Below are 26,418 nucleotides of genomic sequence, written 5' to 3'. Positions count from 1 at the left end.
CCGCACAACCGTGGCCAGGTGGGCATCACCACGTTCACGGTGATGACCACCCTGGGCACGCGGTCGCGACGTCGCCACTCGCCCGCGCTCGGCGACAACGTCGGTTTCGGCTGCGTGCCCGGACAGCGTGGCATACCCATGCCGTCGGGCGGGATCGTCGAAGACGTCGGCAGCGATGTGCGCACCGTGCGGAAGGGCGACTTCGTGATCGCGCCGTTCGCGTGGTCGGACGGCACCTGCGACTTCTGCCGCGAAGGACTGCAGACCTCCTGCCGGCACGGAGGCTTCTGGAACTCCGGCGACGTCCGCGGCGGCCAAGCCGAGGCCGTGCGCGTGCCGCTCGCGGACGGCACCCTCGTCGCGGTCCCGGTCGAGGAGAACTCGCCGCTGATCCCGTCACTGCTGACCCTCTCCGACGTCTACGGCACCGGCTACCACGCGGCGGCCAAGGCCCGCGTCACCACCGGCACCACAGTGACGGTCATCGGCGACGGCGCGGTCGGTCTCCTGGCGGTACTTTCGGCCAAACAACTTGGCGCGCAACAGGTCATCCTCATGGGACGGCACAAGGACCGTACCGACCTCGGCCGCGAATTCGGCGCCACCGATGTGGTGTCCGAACGTGGTGCCGAAGGCGTCGCCGCCGTCCGCGAGCTGACCCGCGGCGACGGCACCCATGTCGTCATCGAAGCTGTCGGTCACCTGCCCGCCTACGAGCAGGCGATCGGTGTCGTGCGACCCGGTGGCACCATCAGTCGTGTCGGCGTCCCCCAATACGAGTCCGCCCCAGTCGGTTTCGGCAGCCTGTTCGGACCCAACATCACCCTCACCGGCGGGCCCGCGCCTGTCCGCGCCTACATCGACATCCTGCTGCCCGCAGTCCTGGCCGGCAGCGTTGAACCCGGCAAAGTCTTCGACCGAGAAATCGCCCTCGCGGCAGTCCTCGACGGCTACCGCGCGATGGACAATCGGGAAGCCCTCAAGGTGCTCGTCCGCCCCTGACCCACCGACCGAACCAGAAGGAGATTCGGCATGACCGCATGGACCCCGGCCCAACTCGACACGATCGAGCGCGTCGACGAAATCGGCATCAGCTCCCTCCGAAAGGACGGAACCCTCAATACACCGCGCACCATCTGGGCCGTCCGTGACGGCGACGACGTCTACATCCGTTCGGTCAACGGGCCCACCGCCGCCTGGTATCGCGGAACGCGAAGCCGCCACAAAGGTCACCTGCAAGCCCCCGGCGTCGACGCCGATGTCACGTTCACCGATGTCGACGGTGCGATCAACGACCGGGTGGACGCCGCGTACCGCGCCAAATACCGCCGCTACGCCGCCTCGATAATCGACGCGATCACCGGCCCGCCCGCCGCCGAGACCACGATGCGCTTGGACGCACAGTAACGGCACACGCCCGGTCGAATTCGGTGTTGTGGGATGGTAGCGCTCAGCGCGAGGACACCGATCATCCTGGCGAGCTTCTCCAACCAGGCGACACGCTCATCTATGCCGGCACCGGGGTTGGGCTCAGACGCCCGCGCCTTGCTCCACCTCTCATGGGCGGCCCCCAGGATCTGCTCGGCTACGCGCCGGGGAACAGCGGGATAGCCGTGCCACGATTGGCGTGCGGGCAGCCTAAGAGACTGTGCGGGCTGCGCGATATGAAAACCGCCAGGTCTCAGTGAGACCCTCGGTCTGCGGTGCGCATTCGCTATCACACCGCAGTCCGATTCCATGTCATACCAAGGGCTTACATCGAACGAGAATCCGGCCGATAGCTTCGAATCGTCACCTCCCCGACACACCGAGCAGTTCCCGCTGAAATCAAATCTCCGATCGACATCGACCGGGCCGGTATAGAGGACGGGCCGAGGTGGCATCTCCGACCCAGCTCTCAGGAAGATCTATGACGACACCGGCCTTGGTCCCCGAGTCATTTCCACGATCATCGCGGCGCGGCGGCGCCGACGGTGATTACGCCCGTCTGTTGCGCCGGATCTCCGACGCGGGACTGATGAACCGGCGTCCCCTCTACTACGCGGTCCGGCTCAGCCTCGTCGGGATCGCGTTCGTGGCCGCCTGGGCGGCGTTCGTTCTCGTCGGCGACTCGTGGTGGACGCTCACGATCGCGGCGTTCATGGCCGTGACGTGCGCTCAGGTCGCCCTCGTCATGCACGATGTCGCGCACCGCCAAGTCTTCCGGTTGCGGCGGCCGACGGAGGTCGTGGGCCGACTCGTCGGCAACGCAGGCATAGGCCTGGCGTACGGCTGGTGGCAGGACAAGCACACCCGGCATCACGCAAACCCGAACCACGAGGAACTCGACCCCGATGTCGCACCCGACATTCTGGTCTGGTCACAACGGCAGGCGCGGGCCAGCCGTGGCGTGGCTCGTCTCATCGGGAGGGCGCAGGCATTCCTGTTCTTCCCCCTACTGATGCTGGAAGGCCTGAATCTCCATGCGGCCGGTGTCCGCGCGCTCAGAAACCGATCCGTCAAACACCGCGGATTGGAGGGCGCGCTGCTCTTCGGCCACTTCGCCGCCTATCTGGCCGCACTGTTCGCGGTGTTGCCCGCCGAGAAAGCCTTCGCGTTCCTCGCTGTCCATCAAGCGCTGTTCGGCCTGTACATGGGCTGCATCTTCGCCCCGAACCACAAGGGCATGCCAACTCTGATCGGCGACGACCGCCCCGACTACTTGCGCCGGCAGGTGCTGACTTCCCGGAACGTACGGGGTGGCGTATTGACCGACCTCGCCCTCGGCGGGCTCAACTATCAGATCGAGCACCACTTGTTCCCGAGCATGCCGACGCCGAATCTGCGTCACGCCCGGGTGATCGTCCGCGACTACTGCGCCGAAATCGGCGTGCCATACCACGAGACCGGGCTGATCTCCTCTTACAGCGAGGCGTTGAAGCACCTGCACCACGTCGGCGCGCCGTTGCGCACCACCGACCGACACCAGGAGCCCGGATGACCTCTTCCCCGGCCGGGCCGCGGCGACACAACAGCGCCGGGCCCGAGAATTGGGTGCGGACAAGGCCGCTCGCGGATACTCGAGATATGGCTCGACGCCTTGGCCGGCATTGCCCTCGATGTCGTTGCTGCGGGTGTTGTCGATGCGCCCGGGGCCGCTTGGATCTTCACTGATGTCGAGGTGCGGAAGGCGTCGAAGCCGCTGCGTCGCAACTTGTTCGGTGGATTCACGTGCCCGGCCGGAATGGGGTGCCGAGCTCATCTGGTGGCTTGCCGGCACGGACAACCATTTCGTCACGAGTCGAGTCATCTTCGCGGACTGCGGCGGTTCGCGAGCGACCGTGCTCGGCGACCATCATCGGCGGTAACCGAAACGGGCCGGTCGGGCCCTGACTCGACCGCGTAATGCGCTGCGCTGTGCCTGGATTCACGAATGAGTACGACTTGGATCCCTCCGGCGAAGGATGACGAACTGGCCGCTGTCGCACAACTCCGATGGCAATGGTTCCTGAAACGCCGAGCGGGGCTCCTGCAACGACATCGACGGCAGCGGTGATTGCGCTGCATCGATTCGCGGCGTGCAGACGTGCGACGTGAACGCGTGAGTGTGCTGCTTTTCCGTCTGGATGATTCGGCATAGGTCGCTCGGCTAGCGCTGTTCTGGGACATCGGTGCTCGGCGCGGCGGGATGTTCGATCTGCTCGCGGAGGATGTCGCCGTGGCCGGCGTGACGTGCGAAGTCCTCGATGGCGAGCAGATAGATGAATCGGAGGTTGACGTCGCCGGCGCGCGGGTGTGTCCTGATGTCGTCGAGGTCGAATTCGGCGGCGATCACGCGGGAACGGTCGCTGGCGCGTTCGAATTCGGCGATTACGTCGGCCAAGGTCTCGCTGTCGTCGACGACGAAACTAGCGTCGCCCGGTGTCGTGCCGCCGTCGCATTCGCTCTTGGGTAGGCCCGCCAATACGTGCTGGAACCAGATCCGTTCGGCGACCGCGGCGTGCTTGAGTAGTCCGATCGGGGTTGTCATCGACGCAACGAGCCGGCGGCGGGCGTCTTCTTCGGACAGACCGCGCACTGTGTTGACCAATTCGGCCCGGTTGCGGTCGAGCATGCTCTCGAGCAGGTGTCGTTCAGCACCGGTGGTGATTCGTGGTATCGACCATGTCATTGTCGGCTCGCTTCGGTTGGGTAGGGGGTGGATCTGCTTGTCGTACTTGTGGTTTCGGTTTCTCGGCGCATCCCTTCGGCCTGGGCCGATGACCTGCTGCCGTGGAGGTGGCAGGCGGTCACGGTCGGATTTGAGAATGCTGCGGTGCGGAGTCGCTGGATTTCGTCGTGCTGGGCGGCGATTCTGCAAGAGCCCGGGTCCGGAATTCGGTGAGTTCTGCCGCTGGCCTGGGCGAGCTGTTCGCTGAGTGCGCGGTTGTCGGCCTCGAGTCGCAAGATCTGCGCGTCGCGGGGGTCGCGCGCAGGCGTTGCTCGAATTTTATCCCGAGGTGTGCGGGCCGGTTCGACGAGGCTGTCGCGTTGTTCGATGACCAGCGTCGCCGACCGTCTTCTTCGATGCCGGACCGAACTGGTCTGGGTGTCTTGGCCTTTCAGCACGCCGAGAGGCTCTCGGCCAGCGGCCTGGCTGCGGTGACTGGCTCCTCAGCTGGTGCTTTCGCCGCACAGCCGGGCCGGACCTGAGTTGCGTGCCACGCAAGTATTCCTTACCGATGTTGCGCTGCAGATCATGCCTGGGTGGGTCAATACTGATCCGCGGGAGTTCTCGACAGCGGATGTGCCGCTCCCGATGAGACAACCGATAGGTCGCGCCACCCTTCGCGGGGCAGTGCCGACTGCCACCCCACCAGGACAGGAGCCCAGTCATGCCCAGAATCGTGCGTCCAATCGCCTACGGCACACCCGATGTGCTGGCCGTAACCGAGGTGCCGACTCCGCGCGCGACCGCCGGGGGCGTGGTCGTCGAGGTCCGGGCCGCGGGGGTCAACCCGATCGACTGGAAGCTCTACAGTGGGGCTTTCCACGCCGTGGACGACGACCACAAGGACGCCGCCGGGGTCGCCGCCTCGATGCCCTCGATCGGTCTGGAGTGCGCGGGCGTCGTCACCGAGGTTGGTGCGGAGGTAACCGGGGTGCAGGTCGGGGACGAGGTCATCGTGTACCCCGTGACGGCCGCCTACGCCGACTACGTCACGGTCCAGGCCACGTCGATCTTCACCAAGCCCGCGGGGATCGGGTGGGCCCAGGCCGGGGCGCTGATGCTGACCGGCACCACCGCCGTCCACGCGCTGCACGCTGCAGGCGTAGGTGCTGGCGACACGGTGCTCGTCCACGGCGGGGCCGGCGGGGTTGGCCTGATGGGCGTGCAGCTGGCCACCGCTGCGGGGGCGACGGTGATCGCCACCGCCGCCGAGCGCAACCACGCACTGTTGCGCGAGCTCGGCGCCATCCCCGTCGTCTACGGCCCTGGGCTCGCCGACCGGGTGAACTCCGCTGCGCCGCAGGGCATCACCGCCGCAGTCGACTTCGCCGGTACCGACGAGGCGCTCGACGTCTCGCTGGAGCTGGTGGCCGACCGCACCCGGATCGCCTCGATCGCCGGGTCGCCACGACGTGCCGCGGCCGGCATCAAGCTGCTCGGCTACGGGCCGGGGCAGGACGCGGGCACCGAAGTCCGCGCCGCCGCCCGCGGTGAACTCGTCGAGCGGGCCGGGTCCGGCGCGCTGCGCGTCATCGTCGATACCACCTTCCCGCTCGCCGAGGCCGCGAAAGCTCACGAGGTCGGCATCGCCGGACACGCACCGGGCAAGCTCGTACTGATTCCGTAACCGTCACATCCATTGTGCTGCAACAGTTCTCGCACGGAAAGGGCGAGCTGTGGTCGTCTGAAATTCTCGCAACCGGGCTGGCTTGCCAGCGCGGCGTGGTATGTGCCAGGAGAGTGTGTTTGGTGCGAATCCGACGAAACCCGTCACGGTCAGTACAACTAGGGCGTGGAATGATCCGCGTAGCAGGTGATGTCGGTATCCGGCATGGTTCCCAGGCTGAAGTATGTGTTGATCGCGCGATTTACGCAGCTGCTGAGTTCGGGCCGAAATGTCATGTGGATACGGACATCCTGCAGCGTCACCATCCGCGACTCGGACATGTCCTGATGCAATCGGACGCCGTGGGCATAAGGAGTCCGGGGATCCCCCGTCGCCTGCAAGATGAGCGCGGGCACCGAATTCCGGACGACAGTCGCAGGCTCGACCGGGCGAGACCAGAAGGCACACGGCTGGATGTTGTTCGCCAGCGCGCCGAACACCGGCTGCGTGGCACGGGTCTCTTCGATGTTGCGCCAGTACCAGGTCGGATCAATCGGTGCCCCGACATCGCCGCAGGCGATCTCCGCAAGCACCGAGTTCTCATTGTCGCGCAGCGCTTCAACGATGGCGCGAAGCCGGGGTGTTCGCGATGCAGTGGGCGGACCGCCCGCGGCATCGGCGATCTCGCGCACAGTGGCGGCCATCGCTTCGTTCAGCCGGAAGTTCATCAGCAATCCGTGCAGGATGAACGGAAGCCAATGATCGTCAATGGCAAACCCATCGATGACAATCGGTTGGCGTGCGGCGATACGAACGAGCTCCTCGATTTTCGCGCGCACTTGCTGTGGAGTCGCACCGAGCCGGAATTCGTCATCCCGACCGGAAACCCAGCCGGCCCAGTCGTCCAGCGCGATCTCGTCTGCCGGACCCCAATCCTGAACCAAGCCCTCCCAATACCGGTCCGGGTCGATCGTGCTATCGAGCACGACGCGGTCAACCCTCTCGGGGAACATCTGCGTGAACACGGCACCGAGGTAGGTGCCGTAGGACACGCCGTAGAAGTTGGCCTTCTCCTCACCCAGGGCGCCTCGCACAATGTCCATGTCACGCGCGGTGTTGCGAGTGGTGAATTGCCTCAACTTGTTCGGATCACGAATCAGGCAGGTCGCGGCCATCCCCGCGGACTGAACGGTGTCGTGCACGAATCCCAGCGGATCCAGACCCGCCGACCGAATCATCTCGCCTACCGGCCACCCGCACCGCGGACTCCGACCGGATTCGCCGACGCCGCGCGGATCCATGCCGATCAGGTCGTAACTCGCCAAGACCTCCGGCGAGAGCACATCACCGAGCAGATCCAGACTGTCCAGCCCCTCCGTACCGGGACCGCCCGGATTGGACAGCAGAATTCCCCGCCGCTGCAGCGGATCGCCGGCCTTCACCCGCGAAATCGCCACGGTCATTGTGCGATCGTCGGGATTCCCGTAGTCGAGCGGCACCAGTACATCCGCGCACTCGCCACCGGCCTTGTCGACATTCTCGACGCCGCAAGGCTTCCACTCGAGCCGCTGGTGATAGAACCGGTCCAACCCGATCGGGAGGGCGTCGTCCACCGGGTCGGCCTGGCTGTAGGCTGGCGCAGCCACCAGCAGGGACACCGCGACTACAGACATCGAACGCCAGAACAGGTTCACCGACAACAGACTTCGCCTCTCGACCTGAGGGATCACGAAGGTTGGTGCGACGTGAACCGTAGCCGATACGGGGGTTCGGTTGTGGTAACCCGCACCCACTCAGGGTGAGTCGAGCATTTCGGCGCGCATCGAGTCCGTCCAGCACGCGGTGCAACCCGAAGTGGAACTTCCGCTCGCGCATCTCCGCCTGGGCCCTGTCCCTCATTCAGTCCACCCGTACGGCGTGGATCGCGGTGAAGGCCAGCAGGGGAGTAGCGGTCCGCGGCGGATCCTCGAGCAGGGGCGAGTGCCCGAGACCGGGCAGTAACTCGACCTTCGCGCCCGGAACAGTTCGGTAGGCGGAAGCGGATGAGGATCGCCATCTGCGGTCGTCCGCACCGAAGATCACCAGTAGCGGCTTGCCCAGGACCGTCAGCCGATCCGGAAGCGCCTGCTGCTCCATGTAATGGCGGGTGGCCTGCATCGTCGCGGTGAGCGTGTGAAAGGTCATGGCGCGCACCTCGTCCAGGAGCTCTTGTGAGATCTGGTAGCCCGCGCGGCTGAAACCGGTGCTCGCGAATTGACGGAGCTGCTCGTCGTTCGGCGGCCACTGCGCGGGCCCGAATGCGGCGGACTCCGGTGCGATGAAGGCGTCCAGGCTTGGACCGGTGTTGATGAATGCGAGCGCGGTCACCAGGTCGTGGCGCTGTTCGGCGAGGGCGGTGGCGACCGCGCCGCCGCTGGAATGGCCCACGACTATGGTGTGCTCGACGCCGAGCCGGTCCAGGGCCGCGCCGACCCTGCGTGCCTGGTCCGGGAGCGCGTAGCTGCGGTCGGCAGGTTTGGCCGACCTGCCGTGCCCGAGCAGGTCGATCCGGATGACGCGGTGCGATCCGGTCAGCAGCGGAACTATCGGGTCCCACGATCGGGTCGAGGAGGCGGACCCGTGGATGAGCAGGAGTGTGGGGGCGTCATGAGGGCCGTCCTGGCACACGTAGATGTCACCGTCATCCATAGGCAGGGTTGAACTCTCGGCGCCGCCATTCACATTCGGTCCGCCGTCAGAAACAGTCATGAGCCCACTGTCGCCGCCAACACACACCGGCGTATTGGACAAATGTTCCCCTCCATCGACTCACTAGCATGGGACGATGCGGACGTTCGTGCACGATGCGGCTGTGTGGGGTGTCGCGTGCCCGCGGCAGCCCAGCCGGGTGGTCGGTGTCACCATGGCCGGGTTCCGTGTTCGTGACTTGGACGCGCTCCGGATGGTCCCGCACCCGGCCGTGACGCTGCTCGTGGAGTTCGGCGCCGGTTCACCGGTCGTGGGCGATGCCGCCGGACGGCAGCAGCGAGGAAGTGTCGTGGCCGGGCCGGGGGTCGGGTCCGGAGGCGCGCTCTGGGCGTGGGGTGAGAACGTCGAGTGCGTGCAGGTGCGCCTGTCCCCCGTGATCGCACGCGCGGTTCTGGGCGTCGCCCCCACCGACCTCGACGACACCGTGCTGGCCCTCGAGGACCTGTGGGGCCGGGAGGCGTCGCGGATCCGTGAACGACTGGGCGATGTCTCGTCGTGGCAGGATCGCTTCGCGTTGATGGACGCGATGCTCGCCCGCCGGCATGAGGCGGGGCCGCTGGTGGACCCGGAGGTGGCCTGGGCCTGGCACCGGATCGTCGGCAGCCATGGCCTGACCCGGGTCGACGGACTCGCGGCCGAGGTCGGGTGGAGCCGTAAGCGGCTGTGGTCCCGGTTCCGGTCGCAGCTCGGCCTGCCGCCCAAGCGCGCCGGGAAGCTGGTTCGCTTCGACCGTGCCGCCCACCGCCTGATCGCGGGTGAAGGCGCGGCCCAAGTCGCGGCCGAAGCCGGCTACGCCGACCAGTCCCACCTACATCGGGACGTCATGGCGTTCACCGGGGCGACCCCCGCGACCGTGGCCGGCGAGCCGTTTCTCGCCGTTGACGACATCGCATGGCCCAGCGGCCGAACACCGCCGAACCTCACGTCTCCAGGGCACTCCGGCTCGGTCGCTGGCCGGAGGTGAGACGGCTTCCGGCTGTGAACGTCGCCGCTGTCCCGTGCCGGCCAGCACCATCGCCAGCGATTTCGACGGTGCGGCCAAGGACGGAAACCCTACCGCCTTTCGCGGTCGAGATTGTTCGTCGGCTCGTTGAGTAGGGTGATCGGCGTGCGCTGGATCCGCAGTCCGGTGATCGCGATGAGCACCGTCCGGCCGCCGGAGATCTCCACTACCTTGCGGTCGAGATCGGCTGCGCTGAAACCGATTTCATGCAGCGCCTGGTCGGCACGGGATTCGATGCCCCAATCGTCGCCGATCGTTTCGAAATGCACCTCATCGACCGCGCCGCCTCGACTGCGCGCAGGCCGCGAGTTTGCCTGCGATTCCGAGCAATTGCGCGATGGTGGTGTCCCGGCCGAGGGTGAGCGTCTGCGGCAGATAACCCACCGCGCCGCTGGTTTCGATGCGTCCGGATGTCGGTGTGAGAATTCCGGCGATGAGGCGCAACCTTCTGGCATCTGATGCGATCCGCCCTGGCCACGACACCGCGCCACGATGCCGCCGCGGCATGGCTGTCCAGTGGGTTCGATGACGGTGTCCGCGAAGGCCCTTCGCGTGTAGCCGAATTGGCGGCGCTGGCGGCCTCCGTCGCCGCCGAAGAGATCTTCCACAACCGTCAGCGCCGTCGTTCTGCCCTGCGCATGCGCACCTCGATCGGGTACGAGATGATTTCGCCGTCAATCCAACTCGTGGCCTAGAGTCCAATAATTCCTGTGATCGGTGAACGGATTTGATATGGCAGACTCTCTTCGTCACTTGGCGAGTTCACGCTGTTCGGCTGCGTCGTGGGCTAACTCGACATTATTATTCTGAGTATCTTCCTGATTGGCGACATTTCGCTTATCGGCACGGGTGTTATTGAAGATTAATCCCCATAGCGTGACTCCGGCGATCAATGCGTACCGAAGATTTGTAGCCATGTAACCCGCCATTCCGGAGAGGGCTTTAGGCGATGTCGATAAACGTTGAGCCCACCTCGTCATCCCATCGAATCTAGCTGCAGCACAGTGCTTCTGGTGCTGGTGGTGCGCGGCCGAGTACGGCAGTGCTCCGCCCTTGCGAGGGTGAGATGGTAATCCTCGAATAGACCATAATTCTCACCTGTTCCGCATGGCCGCGGCATTTTACCCTTCCTCGGTTGCAGGCATTGCATCCTCCGTCGTAGGAGGCGGTTGGTGTGTCTATCGCGGCCTCGACAGCGCGCTACCGCGCTGGCGCAGGAACGGTTTTCGTGCATGGCCGCTCCGTTTTATCTTTTTCGCGGGGGTAGGCGCGCCTGCCCCCAGCGAGTAGCATTTGTGTTCGGTCGAAAAATTGCCGGACGCGTGAGCGTGTACGGCCGGCGCATCTTATGTCCATCGCGGAGGAAGATGCATATGCCTAGCACACCGAATACGCGAGATCTCGTCGTCGTCGTCACCCCATTCACGGAGCCGAACGCAGCGTTGGTTGTGGCGGTGGAGCGTGCCGGTGGGCTGGGCGTCCTCGACCTCGGGCGCAGGCCGGACATCGCACGTGCCGGTCTAGCGGATGTGTGCCGGTGGTGGACGGGACCTTTCGGCGTCCGGGTCCCCTCCGGCTGCGACCTCACTCCCGCCGATCTGCCCGACCGAGTCGACACGATTGTGTTGCCAGCACCCCTGTTGTCACCGGGTGCCCAATCGCCGTGGCGGACCGCCGGTGTGATGGGCAAGCGGCTACTGGCCGAGGTGGTCTCGCTGGCCGAGGCGAGCACGGCAGTGGCGGCCGGTGCACACGGCCTGATCGTCCGGGGATGTGAGGCGGGTGGCCGAGTCGGAGAGTTGACGACATTCGTGCTGCTGCAACAGCTCTTGTCCGAGCCGCGAATTACCGTGCCGGTCTGGGCCGCGGGTGGAATCGGGGTGCATTCAGCAGCGGCCGCCATTGCCGGTGGGGCAGTAGGGGTGGTGCTGGACGCCCAGCTGGCGTTGGTAGCGGAAATGGATCTGCCCCCCGCCGTCGCCGCCGCGATCCGGGCTATGGACGGCAGCGAGACGGCGGTCGTCGGCGGTCATCGGATCTACGTACGCCCCGACTTGCCCGTAGCTGGAGCGGGCGCGACCGAACCAGATCCGGCCGCGCGACTCGGTGCGCGTGACCTGCGTACTCAGTTGCTGCCGGTCGGCCAGGAAGGCGCCGTGGCCGCAGGGCTGGCGCAGCGGTATGTCACCGCCGCAGCGGTGGTCCAAGCGGTACGCGCCTCGGTTGCCGCTGACCTGAACACCGTTGTCGAACGCCGGCCCCTGGCGGCGGGGGCGGTATTCGCCGCGGCACATGGCCTGCGGTATCCCGTGGCACAGGGACCGATGACGCATGTCAGCGACAAGTCGGCGTTCGCCGCAGCCGTCGCCGACGCCGGCGGTCTTCCGTTCCTCGCGCTGTCGCTGCTGTCCGGCGAAAAGACCAAGGCGCTACTCGAACAGACCGCAGCCCTGCTGGGCGACGCCCCTTGGGGAGCCGGGATCTTGGGGTTCGTCCCGGGTGAGGTACGGGATGCCCAGATGGAGGCGATCTTCGCGATTCGTCCGCCGTATGCGCTCATTGCGGGCGGACGGCCCTCGCAGGGGGCGGAGCTCGAGGCGGCAGGCATCCCGACATTCCTGCACGTCCCCTCGCCTGGGCTGCTCGACCAGTTCTTGGCGCAGGGTTCGCGGCGGTTCGTATTCGAAGGGCGCGAGTGCGGCGGCCATGTCGGTCCGCGCAGCAGCTTCGCACTGTGGGATGTCCAGGTGGAACACCTGCTCGCTTTCGGTGAGCGAGCCGCCGATGAAAGATTCTTCGAGGACCTGCAGATCCTCTTCGCGGGCGGAATTCACGATGAGCGATCCGCGGCGATGACGGCAGCCTTGGGCGCTCCGCTGGTCGAGCGTGGCGCAGGGATCGGGGTGCTGATGGGCACCGCCTACCTCTTTACCGAGGAGGCGGTGGCGGCGGGCGCCATCATGCCGACCTTCCAGCAGGCGGCATTGCAGTGCGACGGCACCGTGCTCCTCGAGACTTCGCCCGGGCATTCCACCCGGTGCGCAGACTCGCCCTATGTGCGGGCCTTCCAGGACACCAAGCGACAGCTCGTCGCCGATCGGGCACCACAGCAACAGATGTGGGCGCAGCTGGAGCAACTGAACCTCGGCCGGCTGCGCATTGCTAGTAAAGGGCTGCGACGCGAGGGCGAGCAGATCGTCCCGGTCGGCGAGGACATCCAGCGTGCCGACGGGATGGTCATGATCGGCGACGTCGCTGCACTGCGGTCTGCCACAACGACGATGCCCGTGCTGCACTCCCAGGTGAGCGAGGGTGCCACCGGACTTCTCGGCGCGCGCGCGGCCGAGCTGGGCTTCGACGCCGACTTCGGTTCGCCCCGAGAGCGTGCGGCAGCACCATTGGATGTGGCGATCATCGGAATGGCCGGTGTATTTCCGGAGGCCGGGGATCTGGCGCGGTACTGGACGAACATTGTCAGCGATAGGGACACCGTTACCGAGGTGTCGCCGGACCGGTGGGATCCCGAGCTGTATTACGACCCGGAAGCGGTTGGACACGCCGGCGGGCGTAAGACCCCGTCCAAATGGGGCGGCTTCCTACCCGACGTGCCGTTCGACGCACTCGAATTCGGTATCCCGCCCGCATCGCTCGCCGCCATCGAACCGGTGCAACTGCTCGCGCTGGAGGTGGCCGCCCGCGCGCTGCGCGATGCCGGATACCGGGTGTTGGATGACAGGGCCGGCGGCGGGGGCACTGGTCGCGAGTTCGATCGGGAACGCGTTTCGGTGGTGTTCGGCACGGAGGCGGGCACCGACCTCGGCACCGCGTACGGCTTCCGCTCCCTGTTCCCCAGCTACTTCGGGACCCTGCCGGAAGCGTTGGATGCTCATTTGCCCGCCTTGACCGAAGACAGCTTCCCGGGCGTACTCGGCAACGTGCTCGCGGGCCGTATCGCCAACCGGCTCGACCTCGGCGGCGTCAACTACACGGTCGACGCGGCATGCGCCTCATCGCTGGCGGCCCTGGACACAGCATGCAAGGAACTACAGGCCGGAACGAGCGACATGGTGCTGTGCGGTGGCGCCGACACCCACAATGGCATCTGCGACTACCTGCTTTTCGCCGCGGTCGGCGCGCTGTCGAAGAGCGGTCGGTGCCGCACGTTCGATGGTGCGGCGGACGGCATCGCGCTCGGTGAAGGGGTTGGGTGCGTAGTGCTCAAGCGTCTGACCGACGCCGAACGCGACGGCGACCACATTGTCGCGGTGATCAAGGGCCTGGCCGGCTCCAGTGATGGGCGCTCGCGCGGATTGACCGCTCCGCGGCCGGAGGGGCAGCGGTTAGCGATGGAGCGTGCCTACCGCATGGCTGGTGTGTCGCCCGCTCGGCTGGGCCTCATGGAAGCGCACGGCACCGGAACAATTGTCGGCGATCGAACCGAATTGTCCACATTGACGACGTTTCTGACCGAGGCCGGTGCACCTGCCGGAGCCTGTGCCCTGGGATCGGTGAAGTCCCAGATCGGGCACACCAAATGCGCTGCGGGTTTGGCCAGCCTGATCAAGGCGGCGCGAGCAGTGCACGCGGGAGTGCGCCCGCCGACCGGTAACCTACAGAATCCGAATGGATACTGGCAGCGCGAGAACAGCCCGTTCTTCTTCGATACAGCTGCCCGGCCGTGGTGCACACCGGCCGCCGAACGGATCGCAGGGGTGAGCGCGTTCGGCTTCGGTGGCACCAACTTCCATGCGGTGGTCGCTGGCTATGGCGGCGCACCAGAGCCCGCGCACGGCCTCGATGAATGGCCCGCCGAGCTGTTTTTGTTCCGCGGTGTCGACCAGGCCGAGGCGGTGCGGGACATCGATCGCTTGGCCGAGCTGATTGCGGCAAACGACGCAGCGGGGCGGCCCTGGCGGCTGCGCGACCTCGCACTTACGGCCGAGCGGCATCCCCCGACCGCCGATGTGCCGGTACAGGTTGCACTCGTGGCCGGTGACCTGGACGAACTGGCCGAGAAATTGGAGTTGGCCCGCGCGTTCCAGACCGATACTTCCGCTGGACTGTACGTCCGCGCGCCGCAGGTCGAGCCCGGACAGGTGGCCTTTCTATTCCCCGGTCAGGGCTCACAGCGGGTCGGGATGCTCGCCGACCTATTCGTGGCCTTCCCCAGGCTGCGAACTCTGATAGCCGACGACAAGGTGGCCGGCGCGATGTTCCCGCCCGCGGCGTTCTCGCCGGAGGATGTGGCAGGCCAGCGAGCCGCCTTGGCCGACACCAGGGTCGCGCAGCGGGCACTCGGAGCGGCGGGCATAGCCATGCACCAGCTGCTTACCTCGCTCGGTGTCCGGCCCGACGCGGTTGCGGGTCACAGCTATGGTGAGCTCGTCGCGCTGTATGCGGCCGGCGTATTCGATGCGGATGAGTTGCTCGATCTGAGCATCGCGCGTGGGGAGGCGATTCACGCCGCGGCAGTGTCCGCGGCAGACGGGGATCCAGGGGCGATGGCAGCCGTAGCCGCAACCCCGCAGCGGGTCCGAGCCGTCTTCGCCGGAAACTCCGGCTGCCAAGGTGCAGTGGTGGCAAACCACAACGCTCCCGCGCAAACTGTCATCTCTGGGCCCACTCCCGCGATCGAAGCCGCAATCGCCGGTTTCGGCGAAATTGGGCTGAAGGCCACCAAACTTCAGGTCGCGTGCGCCTTCCACAGCCCGGTCGTCGCCGGAGCTGGCGAGCAGCTGGCCGCCGATCTGGGCCGGTACTCGGTGGCCGAACCGTCGATCCCGGTCTGGTCGAACACGACCGCGTCGCCGTATCCGGGAGTGCCCGGATCGATCCGAGCGATGCTCATGCGCCAGCTCGCCGAGCCAGTGCGCTTCGCGGACCAGATCGAGGCAATGTACGACTCCGGCATTCGCGTGTTCGTCGAGGCCGGACCCGGTCGAGTGCTGACCGGGCTGGTCGGTCAAATTCTCGCCGGGCGCCCGCACACGGCGGTCGCCTGCGATGTGCCGGGCGAGCCCGGGCTGCGCCGGTTGCTGCTCACAATCGGCGAGCTCGCGGTGGCGGGCGTGCCGGTCGACCTGACGCCGCTGTTCCACGGCCGGGACGCGACGACCGTGTCGACGTCCTCCGTTGCGCGACGACCCGGATGGATCGTGAACGGCCACCTGATCCGGACCGCCGCAGGCGAGTACCTCCCAGGTGCATTTAAGCCGGCCCGCGAACTTGCAATCCAGCCCATTCCAGCGGCGGGGCGATCCGAACCCGACCGTGATGGCGCGGTCTTGGAGTACTTGCGGTCCACGCGCGAGGTGATGGGTGCCCAGCGTGACGTCATGCTGGCGTACCTCGGCGCGCCGCTGCCGGCACCACCGGCGCAGACGCTGGTGCCTATCGAGGCCCCCGCCCTGGTCGCCGTGGAAAGTGCTGCAGCGGTCACGGACATCATCCCGGTCACGCCGGAGCGCGCACTCGATGCGGTGCGCAAGATCGTCAGCGAACGCACCGGCTATCCAGAGGACATGCTGCAAGCCGATCTCGACCTGGAAGGCGATCTGAGCATCGACTCCATCAAACGCATCGAGATCGTTGGCGCCTTACAGGAGCACACATCTTTCTTGGGATTCAGCGCGGCCGCGCCCGACGAGTCGGTCGTTGAGGAACTCGCCCAGCTGAAGACGCTGCGAGCGATCGTCGATTGGCTCCTGGCCCGTGTGGGCGAATCCCTTCGGCCACCCGCGCCCAGCGAGGCGACCACGGACAGCGAGCAATCCGGTTCGGAACCGCCTGCCGCAGCAAGTTGTTCGCGTTACGTGGTTCGGGTCGCTCCGCTACCCCCGCCAGGCGGCACCAACGGGTCCGGTCCGGCGAGCTTGTTGGCCGGGCGTCGGTTCGCGATCATCAACCCCGATCACGGCGTGAGCCGAGAACTGGCAGGGCTCCTGCGACGGCATGGCGCCGAGGTACTGCTGTCGCCGGATGGTAACGGGCACGGGTCGCTTTCTGACGCCGATACGGTCGTTCACCTGGGCGCCATCGCTCTGGAGGGGCCGCCCGTGCTGCCAGGCGGCTTCGGCGAGATGCGCGAGGTCTTCCTCGGCGGGGCTCAGCGGCTGTTGGTCGTGACCGCGTTCGGCGGCCGCTTCGGTCAGGTTTCCCCGGACGGCGGGCGAACCGCGGGCCTAGGCCTGCACGGGCTGGTGCGAACGATCGCGCAGGAATTCCCCGAACTCGTCGTGCGCGCCGTCGATGTCGATCCCACGGATGCCGCGGAGCGGATTGCCGCGCACCTACTGGCCGAGTTGCTCGGGGCCGATGAGGAATCGCCCGTAGTTGTCGGGTATCGCGACGGCGAGCGCGTCTCCCGGCGTATCGAGGCGGCCCCGCTGGAGCGTGTGCAAGGCGCACAGGCGGAACCGGAACTGGGGCTGAATGCTTCCTCGGTTGTCCTGTTGACCGGAGGCGCTCGCGGCATCACCGCCAAGGTTGCGATCGGATTGGCCCGCGCCAGCGGGTGCCGTATCGAGTTGCTGGGTCGTACACCGCAACCGATCGAAGACGAGGATCCCGCAACCGCGGACGCACCCGACTCGGTAGCGCTGCGGCGTGCCGTGATCGAGCTGGGTACCCGGGCGCCGGCCGAGGTCGAGGTGCGCACACGCCAGTTGCTCGTTCAGCGGGAGATCCGTTCCACGATGGCAGAGCTGAACCGGTATGCCGCTTCCGTGTGCTACCACGCCGTCGATGTCCGAGATCCCGACGGAGTGCGCGGTGTCGTCGAGAATATCTCCGAACGACACGGTCGGCTCGATGGCGTGATCCACGGTGCGGGCGTGCTGGACGATCGGATGCTTCGGGACAAGAGTCCCGAGGGATTCGAACGGGTCTATTCGACCAAGGTCGACGGGGCCAAGGCGCTCGCCGACGCTGTGGACCCCGACCACCTTGCCTTCCTCGTACTTTTCGGCAGCGTGTCGGGCGTTTACGGCAACCGTGGTCAGGTGGATTACGCGGCTGCCAACGACGCCCTCGATACCCTCGCGCACATCTGGGCAAAACGTTTCACGGGACGCGTCGTGTCGGTGGATTGGGGTCCATGGACCTCGTCCGGGGGCGGCATGGTCTCGGCTGAGCTGTTGCGGGAGTACTCCCGCCGGGGCATCGAGGCGATCGACCCCGACGAGGGCGTCGCTTGCCTTCTGCGGGAGCTGGCGCAGGGCGATAGCGCACAAGTCGTGTACTTGTGTGGATCTCCCGAGGCGTACGGCGCCGATTCCGGTGCACCGGCCAGGCTGCGGCGCAATGGTTCCCGTGATGGCTGAGAGCCGGGGCCCCACCGGCCAGGACGTCGCCGTCGTCGGGATCGGCGCGGTGTTTCCGGCTGCGCCGAACGCCCAAGCGTTCTGGCGAAACATCGTGGCGGGCGTGGACGCCATCACCGAGGTTCCCGCCACCCGCTGGGACCCCTCGTACTTCCAGCCGGACTTGCCTGCCGCGAGTGACCGGATGTACTGCCGCCGAGGCGGATTCGTCGATGATCTGGCGACATTCGACCCCGCGGCGTACGGCATCATGCCGGTCGCGGCGGCGGGCAGTGAGCCGGACCAGCTGCTGGCGCTGCGCGTGGCCACCGAGGCGGTTGCCGATGCCGGCGGCGAGGACCACCTGCACGATCGCAGCCGAGTCGGGGTCATCGTGGGCCGCGGCGGCTACCTGTCGGCGGCCGGCGCACGCCTGGACCAACGGGTTCGCACGGCGCATCAGCTCGTAACGACTCTCCGCGAGCTGGTACCGGGGCTTGCCGAGGACGAACTGGTGCGCGTGCGCGAGGCCTTCCAGGAGAAACTCGGCCCCGATCGGCCCGAGGCCGCGATCGGGTTGGTGCCGAACCTGGCGGCTTCGCGCATCGCCAATCGGCTCGACCTACACGGCCCCGCCTATGTCGTGGATGCTGCCTGCGCCTCCGCGCTTGTCGCAGTCGACCTGGCCTGCTCCGAACTGGCCACCGGCCGCTGCGACACGGTGATCGCCGGTGGGGTGCACCACACCCACGACATCGTGATGTGGTCGGTCTTCACCCAGCTCGGTGCCATCAGCCGCCGACAGATGATTCGCCCGTTCCATCGCGAGGCCGATGGCCTGCTCATCGGCGAAGGCACGGGGATGGTTGTGCTCAAACGGCTCGCCGACGCTGAACGTGACGGCGACCGGATATACGCCGTGATCCGCGGTACGGGCGTCTCGAGCGACGGACGGGCGGCCACCCTGATGGCCCCCCGGATGGAGGGCCAAGTGCTCGCAGTGGAGCGGGCGTGGCGATCCGCCGGCTTGGACCCCACCGAACCGAACGCGATCGGTCTGATGGAGGCCCATGGCACCGCGACGCCTGCCGGTGACCAGGCCGAGCTGGCCACCCTTACCAGCGTTTTCGGGCCGGTCATTGCAGCGGCGCCGGACATCGGGATCGGTTCGGTCAAATCCATGATCGGCCACGCCATGCCGGCCGCCGGGATCGCTGGCCTGATCAAGGCCATCTGCGCCGTCCATGACGGTGTTCTGCCGCCGACCCTGCACTGCGAGGACCCGCGCCGCGGGTTTACCGGCAGCCGGTTCGTCCCCATCATTCAGGCTCGGCCCTGGGACAGCCGGGCACACGTTCCGCGCCGAGCCGCAGTCGACGCGTTCGGGTTCGGCGGGATCAATGCCCACGTCATCGTCGAGCAGCCGTCCGAAGGGCACACAGTTCGCAGGCGGCTCGCCGGTTCTGCCGGTGCCGTCATCGAGGCCGATGCTCGTTCCGGCCGGAATGGGAACAGTTCCGTTGAATGCCTGCTGCTCCTCGCCGGGGCCGGCCCCGAAGATATCGCGCGCCAACTCGACGCCGACGACGAGGCGCTGCTCGCGCAGGCGGCCACCGGCCCGCGCATCGACGGCAGCCCCGCCCGGCTAGCCATCGTCGGCCCGAATAATCAGCGGCTCGCGTTGGCGCGCAAGATCGTTGCTCGGGGTACGCCGTGGCGGGGCCGAAACGACATCCACTTCGCGCCACAACCCCTGCTCACCGACTCCAGTGGCCTCGCTTTCGTCTTCCCCGGTCTGGAAGCTGGGTTCGAACCCCGCGTGGACGAAGTGGCGTCGCACTTCGGGCTACCTGTGCCGGCGTTACGGCACGGCACCGACTTCATCGAGCAGGCTGTCGACCTCATCTCGATGGGTCGAATACTCGCCGCAGCGCTCAGTGAGCTCGGCGTGGTCCCCGGCGCTCTCAGTGGGCACAGCCTGGGCGAGTGGACCGCGATGATCGTCGGCGGCCTGTACCAGCGCCAAGAAATTGACGCATTCCTCGACTCGTTGCGGCCAGGTTTCGCGAACGCGCCCGACTTGGTCTACGGGGCGCTCGGCTGCTCGGCCGCGCAGGCGACGTCTGCTCTCGGCGAGCTTATCGGCCCGGACGGTGTCGTCCTGACGCACGACAACTGCCCGCATCAGTCGGTCATCTGCGGCCGACCGGACCGCATCGACGCTGCGATCATTCGACTCCGCGGAGTCGGTGTGTTGGCCCAGATGGTGCCGGTCCGTACCGGATTCCACTCGCCGATGATCGAGCCTTTCCTAGGGCCCGCGCACGAGGCGTTGCGCCGCCTCCCGTTGGGACGGCCCCATATTCCGGTGTGGTCGGCCACCTCCCTCGAACCCTTCCCGGATGCCGCCGATGAGATCCGGGCGCTGGTCATCCGGCATCTCATCGAGCCGGTTCGGTTCCGGCAACTGATCGAGCGCTTGCATGCCCGAGAGGTGGTGGCCTTCGTCCAGGTCGGGCCGGGCAGCCTGCCCGGATTCATCGAGGACACGCTGCGTGGCCAGGAGCACCTGGTCGTGTCCGCGGACGTTGCGAAGCGTGGCGGGCTCGACCAGCTCCGCAGGGTTGCTGCCGCTCTGTGGGTGGCCGGACTTTCACCGCGGTTCGAGCGGCTGCCCGGCACCCCGCCGCCCGCAGGGCCGCAGGTCACAACGATGCGACTCGATTTGGGCAACCCGCTGATCCGCTTTGACGGAGCCCTCCAGCCGCTCACTACTTCGTCCGAACGGTCGGCCGGTGCACGAGCCACCGGTCACCCCGTTCTCGTTGAGCTGGACGCCCTGGTTACCGAGGTAACTTCGGATGCCCAGGCGGTTGTCGACGCCTGGAGAGCCAGCGGCGTCCCGGCTGTGCCGGTCACCTCCGCAGGCGATGCCGTGACCGAGGTGAAAGCGACCACTACCCAGGTGTTCTCGCTGGAGCGGATGCCCGAGCTCTTGGACCACTCGCTGCGGCCCGTGCCTCCCGGTTGGCCGGACCCCTCCGACGGTTTCCCTGTGGTTCCCCTGACGGTGATGCTCGAGGTGATGGCTGACGCGGCTCGCGACCTGATTCCCGGCCGCGCAGTGATCGGGTGGGCGAACGTCCGCGCCCTGCGCTGGCTGTCCGTGGCGCCGCCGACGACCGCGACGATCCGGGCAGTCGCACAGGGCCGGGGGACCGATGGCGTCGACCAAGTCGCCGTGACGATCGAGGGTCATTCGAGCGGTACGGTCCTCCTCGCCGCAGAGCCCCTGGAGCCGCCGGCGCCGAGCTGCGAGCCGCTCACCGGTGAGCGCCCGCCTGTGGTCGACGGGGCCGAGTTGTACACCGAACACTGGGCCTTCCATGGCCCACGTTTCGCCGGCGTCGCCGATATCCTGTGCAGCGCCGAAAACGGCCATCGCGGCGTTTTGGTGAACCTGCCGACGCGGGGCGCGCTGCTCGATGCGGCGGGCCAACTCATCGGGCATTGGGCGCAGATCAGCCTGGACGCCGACAAGACAGTTTTCCCCGTGGGCTTCGCGGCGATTCATATGTACGGTCCGTACCCCGAAGTCGGAGAACTGCTGACCCAGATGGTCTGGATCCGCGAGGTCACGGCCCAGCAAGTCCGCGCCGACTCCGAGCTCGTCGACAGTTCGGGCCGGCTGTGGGCCCGGATCGAGGGCTGGACCGACCATCGATTCGCCAGCGACGAGGTCACCTGGCCGATGAAATTCGCACCGGAGTCCCGCGGTGTCGGCGAGATGCAAACCGGCGGCTGGTGTTTGGTCAAGGAACGGTGGCCGGACAGCGGGTCGCGTGAGCTGGCCATGCGTAGTTACCTCTGTTCCGCCGAGCGTGCCGAATACACCCGACTCGATCCGATGGAGCAGCGGCGCTGGCTCCTCGGCCGGATCGCCGCCAAGGATGCCGTGCGCAACTGGCTGTGGGCGCGCGGCGGCAGTTCCATGTATCCATGTGAACTCGCAGTAGTCGACGGCGAGGCCGGCTCGCCGCACGTTAGCGGCGGTCGGGTCCCTCGTGACCTGCGGGTCTCGATCGCGAACACCAACTGCCGCGGGCGCACACCCGGTCTCGGGGTCGCACTCGCCGGGACAGGCCCCATCGGGATCGGCGTTCAGGCGCTTACCGAACGCGGCGATGGTGATCCAGCAACGTCGGCAACCGCGTTCTCCGCGGCCAAACAGGCGGTCGTCGAGGCACTGGGACCGCCCACATGCCCAGACGACCTCGTGGTCACCGACTCGACCCCAACCGGCGGGCCTGACGCCGTTCTCACCGTGACCCTCAGGTCCCCCGATCACTCGGTTTGGCGGGTTCGGACCACCCTCGTCGGACAGGCGGATGCGGCATTCGTCGTGGCGTGGACAGACCCGGCTTCGGAAGAAGGAGAGGGACAGCTATGACAGCCGATGGCACCGACCACCGGGTCTTCGACGAAGTGGTCAGCATGCTCACCGAAGTGATCGGCGCGGACTTCCTGCTGGATGTCGAGATCAGCCCGTCCACGACATTCAGCGAAGACCTCGCGATGGAGAGCATCGAGTTCGTGGCGCTGGGGGGCAAGCTCGAGCAGCGCTACGGCGAGCAGGTCAACTTCGTCGAGTTCGTCGCCGACATGGACATCGACGAGATCATGGCGATGGACATCGGCCGCCTGGTCTCCCATATCGAGGGGTGCCTCGCGCGCCCCTCTGAGGTGATCGACTGATGGCGTTCGTGACCGCACGTGGGGCACGGTTCCACACGGTGGAGCTGGGGTCGTCGGGACCGCGGGTGGTGATGCTGCATGGGTTGTTCACCGCAAGCCTTGCCTCCTGGTATCTGACTGTGGCTCCGGCCCTTGCCGCCCGAACTCGAATCCGGCTTATCGACTGGCGCGGCCATGGCCTGAGCGAGCGCACGCAGTCCGGCTACGGCTCCAACCAGATGGCGCGGGACCTCGCCGCGCTGACCGAGGACCTGGACCGGTTCGCCATCGTCGGCCATAGCTTCGGAGCGATCGTCGCGGTGCGCTTCGCGCTTGCCCAGCCCGACCGCGTCACCCGAATGGCACTCGTCGATCCGCCGCTCGCGGACGGCGCACGTCCCTGGTGGACACGTGATGAAAGCCGCCTGACACGTGAGCAAGCACGTGCTGCATCGCCGCGCCCCGGCGGGCAGAACCGGGCCGGACTTGCTTTGTGTCGGTTGATCGAGGAGACATCGATCCTGTCCGAGCTGGAGGCCGAACCCCCGCTGTCCGGCGTCGGCCTGCGAGAACTAGCCCAAATTCCGACGCTGATGGTCGTGGGGGCCGAGTCGCCGTACCGCGCGGCGGCCGAGGGAATCGCCCAAGGTAGCCCGGGAATGTTCTTGCGGGTTCTGCCCGGCGGCCATGATCTGCAGGTCGCGGCCAAGCGACCACTGGCTGATCTACTGGTCAGCTTCCTGGAGGTGCCCGATGGCTGAGGCTTTCGCGAACGGCGTGCGCTTCCATGTGCAGCGGGTGGCATCGGCGGCGGGGCGTCGGCACACCCCGGGCGATCACACGGCCGTATGCCTGCACGGGCTCGCCGTCGACGACCTGTCGAGCTTCTACTACACACTTGCTGACCCGGTTGCCAAGGCCGGCGTCGAGGTGATCCTTTACGACCAGCGTGGTCAGGGCCTGTCGGAGCGGCCCCCGGAAGGCTATCGCCTCGAAGACGCCGTGGCGGATTTGTTTGCGATCCTCGACGCCCTGGATATCCACGATCCGGTTGTCCTGATCGGCAACAGCTACGGCGGAATTCTCGCCGGGCATGCGGCGCTGGCTCGGCCCGACCGCGTAGCGGGTCTGGTACTGATCGATGCCGGATTCGCCGGCGAGATCGTCGGTGAGTGGCTGGAACGCATGATCAACACGCTCAGTGTTGCTGGCCTGCAATATGAGCACGAACGGATCGGCGAACAGTGCGCCGCCGTGGGATGGCGCAAGTTGGCTAGGCAAGCCATCGGCATCAACGCGCTGCTCAACGAGACGACACTGATCGAGGACCTCGCCGCCGCGCCGGTGGTCGACCCGGTCCGGCTGGGCGAAATCAGCTGTCCGGTGTTGGCGGTGTTCGGCGAGCGTTCCGACATGATCGGCGCTGCACGCGAGCTGGCCGGTCAGGTCCCGGATTGCACGGTGAAGGTGTTGCCTGGGCTGGCCCACACTCTGTTACGGGAGGCGTCCGACCCGCTGGGCGAGGTAGTGGTGTCCTGGCTGGGTTCGCACGCGGGTGCACAACGATGAGCCGCTTCCTCTTCGTCGTCCCGCCGCTGGCCGGGCATATCAACCCAACGGCGGCCATCTCGGTAGAACTTGCCGAACGCGGCCACGAAGTGGCCTGGGTCGGCCACCGGGTAGCCCTCGAACCGCTGCTGCCGGCGGGTACCCGGATTTTCCCGGTCGCGGACGCGGTATCCGAGGAACGGCTGCGCGCCTTCCATGAGCGCTGGCTGCGACTGCGTGGTATCGCGGAGCTCAAGTTCTTCTGGGAAGAGTTCTTGATTCCACTCGGACACGTGATGCTGCCCGCGGTCGGTGCCGCGATCGACACGTTCGTCCCGGACGTCATCGTGTCCGATCAGCAGGCGCTTTCGGGTGCGCTAGCCGCACGCCGGGCCGGGTTGCCGTGGGCGACCTCGGTGACCACCTCATCCGAGCTGACCCGGCCGCTCGCCGCTATGCCCAAGGTCGAGTCGTGGGTGATCGAGTGCATGGCAGCTTTCCAGCGCGCTCACGGCGTCACCGACCCAGTTGATCTCCGCTGGTCGGACTACCTGGTCATGATCTACTCGACCACGGCGCTGATCGGCCGACGCGACGGTATTCCCGGACACTTCGTCTTCCCGGGACCGGTTCTGAACACCACGCTGCGGGATGTGGCCTTCCCCTGGGACTGGCTCGATCCGGTGCGCCGCACGGTGTTGGCGTCGCTGGGCACGCTGAATGCCGGAGCCGGCGGGCGCTTCTTCCGCACGCTGGTAGACGCGGTCGCCGATGAAGCGGACCGATTGCAGCTGATCATCGCGGCTCCGCCGGCGCTGATCGGCTCGGTCCCGCCGCACGTCTTGGTTCGGGAGTACGTACCCCAGTTGTCGCTGCTCGCCAAGGTTGACGCCGTCGTCTGCCACGGTGGTCACAACACGGTCTGCGAGGCACTGGCGCACGGCCTGCCAGTGGTCGTTGCACCGATCCGCGATGACCAGCCCGTCGTCGCCGCACAGATCGAGTGCGCCGGTGCGGGGGTCCAGGTGAGGTTCGCACATGTGCGGACGCCGGAGCTTCGCGAGGCCATCCGCGCGGTGCTCGACAACCCGGCCTACCGGTCGGCTGCCCGGCAGGTACAGGCGTCGTTCGAAGCGGCCGGTGGCGCCGTGGCGGCGGCCGATCACTTGGCGAAGTTGGCGGACCGTTCGCTTGCCCAGGCGCGGCATGGAGGTAACCATGGCTGACTTGGTTTCGCAGCTGGATGCGGCCCTCGACCTGCGGCTCGTTGCGCACTTCTACCAGAAACTCCACGGTCGGAATCCTGCCGGGATCTGGCAGGCGCCAGGTGCTGTCCCTTTGCTGAGCGACAATGGCGGGTCAGTTGCGACCGCGACCGAGTGGGGTGCGATCGTGGCCGTCGAACCACGAGATGGCGACACCGTCGAATTGCGATCGCTCAGCCGGTTGGCCGAGCGGGCCTCGGTGGACTTCGCGAGCTACTCGCCCGGCCGCGGGGTCGCATCGGGTCCGGACTGGGCGGTCGAACCACTGGCCGTCGTGTGGGCATTTCGCGAGTCCGGGTATTCGCTGGGCGGTGCGGCGATCACCGTCCAGACCGACCTTCCGCGCGGCAGCGGACCGGCGGTGCCGGTGGCGGCGGCGTGCGCGACTGGACTTGCCCTGCGCGACCTGTGTGGACTCGAAATTTCCGACACCGATCTGATCGACCTGGTCAGCGACGGGCTCCACGCATTCTCGGTTGCCGTCGCAGCGTCGGGACTGGTGGCCGCGTCGCTGCTGTTGGGCGGTGGTGAGGCGCTCGCCTGCGACAGCCGCGGCGGCTCGCTGGACCGCCTCACTTTGGAGTTGAGGGATGCGGGGCTTCGGCTGCTGATTGTCGATACCCGAGTGCGCCGACACCTCGGTGAGGGCGATTTCGCCGCGATGACCCGGATCGACGCCGGTGGCCGCAGCCTGCCTGATCAGGCGGGAGCGCTGCTGCGCGCCGGTGACGTGCGAGGCCTTGGACCGCTGCTCACCGCTGCACACGACGTCCTTCGGCATGCGGGGTGGAGCAGTCCTGAGCAGGACCTGGTGGTGGCTGCCGTGCTGGAGGCGGGGGCGCTCGGTGCCCGCATGGTCATCGAGGAAACCGGCCTCCCGGTGATCGCGCTGGTGCCTATCGAGCAGGTCGGCGCGGTCCGATCGGCGGTAGCGCACGCATTTCGCTGGTGGGGCCGGCCGCCACCGCGGTCGCTATCCACCGCCACCGCACGGCGCGCGCGGCGCGTCGCCTGAGGTAACACTG

General features: G+C 67.1%; 17 protein-coding genes and 1 pseudogene. 13 read left to right on the top strand and 5 right to left on the bottom strand.

The window, feature by feature from the left end:
• The first annotated feature begins 18 nt into the window (after positions 1-18).
• From AB0J47_RS13545 to AB0J47_RS13535, 3 genes are all read left to right on the top strand, one after another.
• Positions 19-1,002, top strand: a complete 984-nt coding sequence (locus AB0J47_RS13545; protein ID WP_364344984.1) for a zinc-binding dehydrogenase — start codon at positions 19-21, stop codon at positions 1,000-1,002.
• A 30-nt stretch (positions 1,003-1,032) separates the two neighbouring features.
• Complete coding sequence (locus AB0J47_RS13540; RefSeq protein WP_364344982.1) at positions 1,033-1,407, top strand: DUF2255 family protein; 375 nt, start codon at positions 1,033-1,035, stop codon at positions 1,405-1,407.
• 502 nt (positions 1,408-1,909) lie between these two features.
• On the top strand, positions 1,910-2,980 hold the full coding sequence (locus AB0J47_RS13535; RefSeq protein WP_364344980.1) for an acyl-CoA desaturase: 1,071 nt from the start codon (positions 1,910-1,912) through the stop codon (positions 2,978-2,980).
• 648 nt (positions 2,981-3,628) lie between these two features.
• On the opposite strand, the gene AB0J47_RS13530 is transcribed toward AB0J47_RS13535, so the two are convergent.
• Positions 3,629-4,150, bottom strand: coding sequence for a DinB family protein (locus AB0J47_RS13530; protein ID WP_364344978.1), 522 nt, complete (start codon positions 4,148-4,150; stop codon positions 3,629-3,631).
• 703 nt (positions 4,151-4,853) lie between these two features.
• Between AB0J47_RS13530 and AB0J47_RS13525 the strand changes: the two genes are divergently transcribed.
• The gene (locus tag AB0J47_RS13525) at positions 4,854-5,816 is read left to right on the top strand and encodes an NADP-dependent oxidoreductase (RefSeq protein ID WP_364344976.1); all 963 of its coding nucleotides are present in this window, start codon (positions 4,854-4,856) and stop codon (positions 5,814-5,816) included.
• A 158-nt stretch (positions 5,817-5,974) separates the two neighbouring features.
• Here the strand turns inward: AB0J47_RS13525 and AB0J47_RS13520 are convergent, their stop codons facing one another.
• Both AB0J47_RS13520 and AB0J47_RS13515 read right to left on the bottom strand, forming a co-directional pair.
• Positions 5,975-7,489, bottom strand: coding sequence for an alpha/beta fold hydrolase (locus tag AB0J47_RS13520; protein ID WP_364345210.1), 1,515 nt, complete (start codon positions 7,487-7,489; stop codon positions 5,975-5,977).
• 205 nt (positions 7,490-7,694) lie between these two features.
• Positions 7,695-8,543 carry an alpha/beta fold hydrolase gene (locus AB0J47_RS13515; RefSeq protein ID WP_364344973.1) on the bottom strand — a complete coding sequence of 283 codons (849 nt, stop codon included), beginning with the start codon at positions 8,541-8,543 and terminating at the stop codon, positions 7,695-7,697.
• A gap of 76 nt (positions 8,544-8,619) precedes the next feature.
• Between AB0J47_RS13515 and AB0J47_RS13510 the strand changes: the two genes are divergently transcribed.
• A complete protein-coding gene (locus tag AB0J47_RS13510) occupies positions 8,620-9,507 on the top strand; it encodes a helix-turn-helix domain-containing protein (RefSeq protein WP_364344970.1) in 888 nt (295 codons plus the stop codon).
• 101 nt (positions 9,508-9,608) lie between these two features.
• Here AB0J47_RS13510 and AB0J47_RS13505 read toward each other — a convergent pair.
• Positions 9,609-10,029: pseudogene (locus tag AB0J47_RS13505) on the bottom strand (ATP-binding cassette domain-containing protein); the annotation flags it as partial.
• On the opposite strand from AB0J47_RS13505, the gene AB0J47_RS13500 reads away from it, so the two are divergent.
• Positions 10,005-10,241 carry a hypothetical protein gene (locus AB0J47_RS13500; RefSeq protein WP_364344967.1) on the top strand — a complete coding sequence of 79 codons (237 nt, stop codon included), beginning with the start codon at positions 10,005-10,007 and terminating at the stop codon, positions 10,239-10,241. The pseudogene AB0J47_RS13505 and the gene AB0J47_RS13500 overlap by 25 nt on opposite strands.
• Before the next feature lie 54 nt (positions 10,242-10,295).
• Here AB0J47_RS13500 and AB0J47_RS13495 read toward each other — a convergent pair whose 3' ends face one another.
• Positions 10,296-10,526, bottom strand: coding sequence for a hypothetical protein (locus tag AB0J47_RS13495; protein WP_364344964.1), 231 nt, complete (start codon positions 10,524-10,526; stop codon positions 10,296-10,298).
• Positions 10,527-10,919: 393 nt separating this feature from the next.
• Between AB0J47_RS13495 and AB0J47_RS13490 the strand changes: the two genes are divergently transcribed.
• Genes AB0J47_RS13490 through AB0J47_RS13460 form a run of 7 tightly spaced genes read left to right on the top strand, consistent with a single transcriptional unit; the run spans position 10,920 to position 26,408 of the window.
• Positions 10,920-17,867, top strand: a complete 6,948-nt coding sequence (locus AB0J47_RS13490; protein WP_364344961.1) for an SDR family NAD(P)-dependent oxidoreductase — start codon at positions 10,920-10,922, stop codon at positions 17,865-17,867.
• Positions 17,860-22,296, top strand: coding sequence for a beta-ketoacyl synthase N-terminal-like domain-containing protein (locus AB0J47_RS13485; protein WP_364344958.1), 4,437 nt, complete (start codon positions 17,860-17,862; stop codon positions 22,294-22,296). Before AB0J47_RS13490 ends, AB0J47_RS13485 begins: the two co-directional genes overlap by 8 nt.
• On the top strand, positions 22,293-22,601 hold the full coding sequence (locus tag AB0J47_RS13480; protein ID WP_364344955.1) for an acyl carrier protein: 309 nt from the start codon (positions 22,293-22,295) through the stop codon (positions 22,599-22,601). Before AB0J47_RS13485 ends, AB0J47_RS13480 begins: the two co-directional genes overlap by 4 nt.
• Entirely contained in the window at positions 22,601-23,341 is a 741-nt protein-coding gene (locus AB0J47_RS13475) for an alpha/beta hydrolase (RefSeq protein WP_364344952.1), read from the top strand. The genes AB0J47_RS13480 and AB0J47_RS13475 overlap by 1 nt, the downstream gene beginning before the upstream one ends.
• Positions 23,334-24,149, top strand: a complete 816-nt coding sequence (locus tag AB0J47_RS13470) for an alpha/beta fold hydrolase (protein ID WP_364344949.1) — start codon at positions 23,334-23,336, stop codon at positions 24,147-24,149. Before AB0J47_RS13475 ends, AB0J47_RS13470 begins: the two co-directional genes overlap by 8 nt.
• The gene (locus tag AB0J47_RS13465; RefSeq protein ID WP_364344946.1) at positions 24,146-25,354 is read left to right on the top strand and encodes a nucleotide disphospho-sugar-binding domain-containing protein; all 1,209 of its coding nucleotides are present in this window, start codon (positions 24,146-24,148) and stop codon (positions 25,352-25,354) included. Before AB0J47_RS13470 ends, AB0J47_RS13465 begins: the two co-directional genes overlap by 4 nt.
• Entirely contained in the window at positions 25,347-26,408 is a 1,062-nt protein-coding gene (locus AB0J47_RS13460) for a hypothetical protein (protein WP_364344943.1), read from the top strand. Before AB0J47_RS13465 ends, AB0J47_RS13460 begins: the two co-directional genes overlap by 8 nt.
• Positions 26,409-26,418 lie beyond the last annotated feature (10 nt).

The sequence above is a fragment of the Nocardia sp. NPDC049737 genome, assembly GCF_040674755.1.
GTDB lineage: Bacteria > Actinomycetota > Actinomycetes > Mycobacteriales > Mycobacteriaceae > Nocardia.
The sequence above is the reverse complement of the archived record's forward strand: the minus strand, read 5'-3'. Positions and strand labels throughout refer to the sequence as shown.

Excerpts from the sequence above, each read along its gene's own strand:
- AB0J47_RS13465 (WP_364344946.1), top strand. The coding sequence starts at position 24,146 with ATGAGCCGCTTCCTCTTCGTCGTCCCGCCGCTGGCCGGGCATATCAAC.
- AB0J47_RS13530 (WP_364344978.1), bottom strand. The coding sequence starts at position 4,150 with ATGACATGGTCGATACCACGAATCACCACCGGTGCTGAACGACACCTG.
- AB0J47_RS13525 (WP_364344976.1), top strand. The coding sequence starts at position 4,854 with ATGCCCAGAATCGTGCGTCCAATCGCCTACGGCACACCCGATGTGCTG.
- AB0J47_RS13535 (WP_364344980.1), top strand. The coding sequence starts at position 1,910 with ATGACGACACCGGCCTTGGTCCCCGAGTCATTTCCACGATCATCGCGG.
- AB0J47_RS13510 (WP_364344970.1), top strand. The coding sequence starts at position 8,620 with ATGCGGACGTTCGTGCACGATGCGGCTGTGTGGGGTGTCGCGTGCCCG.
- AB0J47_RS13475 (WP_364344952.1), top strand. The coding sequence starts at position 22,601 with ATGGCGTTCGTGACCGCACGTGGGGCACGGTTCCACACGGTGGAGCTG.
- AB0J47_RS13490 (WP_364344961.1), top strand. The coding sequence starts at position 10,920 with ATGCCTAGCACACCGAATACGCGAGATCTCGTCGTCGTCGTCACCCCA.
- AB0J47_RS13470 (WP_364344949.1), top strand. The coding sequence starts at position 23,334 with ATGGCTGAGGCTTTCGCGAACGGCGTGCGCTTCCATGTGCAGCGGGTG.
- AB0J47_RS13540 (WP_364344982.1), top strand. The coding sequence starts at position 1,033 with ATGACCGCATGGACCCCGGCCCAACTCGACACGATCGAGCGCGTCGAC.
- AB0J47_RS13460 (WP_364344943.1), top strand. The coding sequence starts at position 25,347 with ATGGCTGACTTGGTTTCGCAGCTGGATGCGGCCCTCGACCTGCGGCTC.
- AB0J47_RS13500 (WP_364344967.1), top strand. The coding sequence starts at position 10,005 with ATGCGATCCGCCCTGGCCACGACACCGCGCCACGATGCCGCCGCGGCA.
- AB0J47_RS13485 (WP_364344958.1), top strand. The coding sequence starts at position 17,860 with ATGGCTGAGAGCCGGGGCCCCACCGGCCAGGACGTCGCCGTCGTCGGG.
- AB0J47_RS13495 (WP_364344964.1), bottom strand. The coding sequence starts at position 10,526 with ATGACGAGGTGGGCTCAACGTTTATCGACATCGCCTAAAGCCCTCTCC.
- AB0J47_RS13480 (WP_364344955.1), top strand. The coding sequence starts at position 22,293 with ATGACAGCCGATGGCACCGACCACCGGGTCTTCGACGAAGTGGTCAGC.
- AB0J47_RS13515 (WP_364344973.1), bottom strand. The coding sequence starts at position 8,543 with ATGACTGTTTCTGACGGCGGACCGAATGTGAATGGCGGCGCCGAGAGT.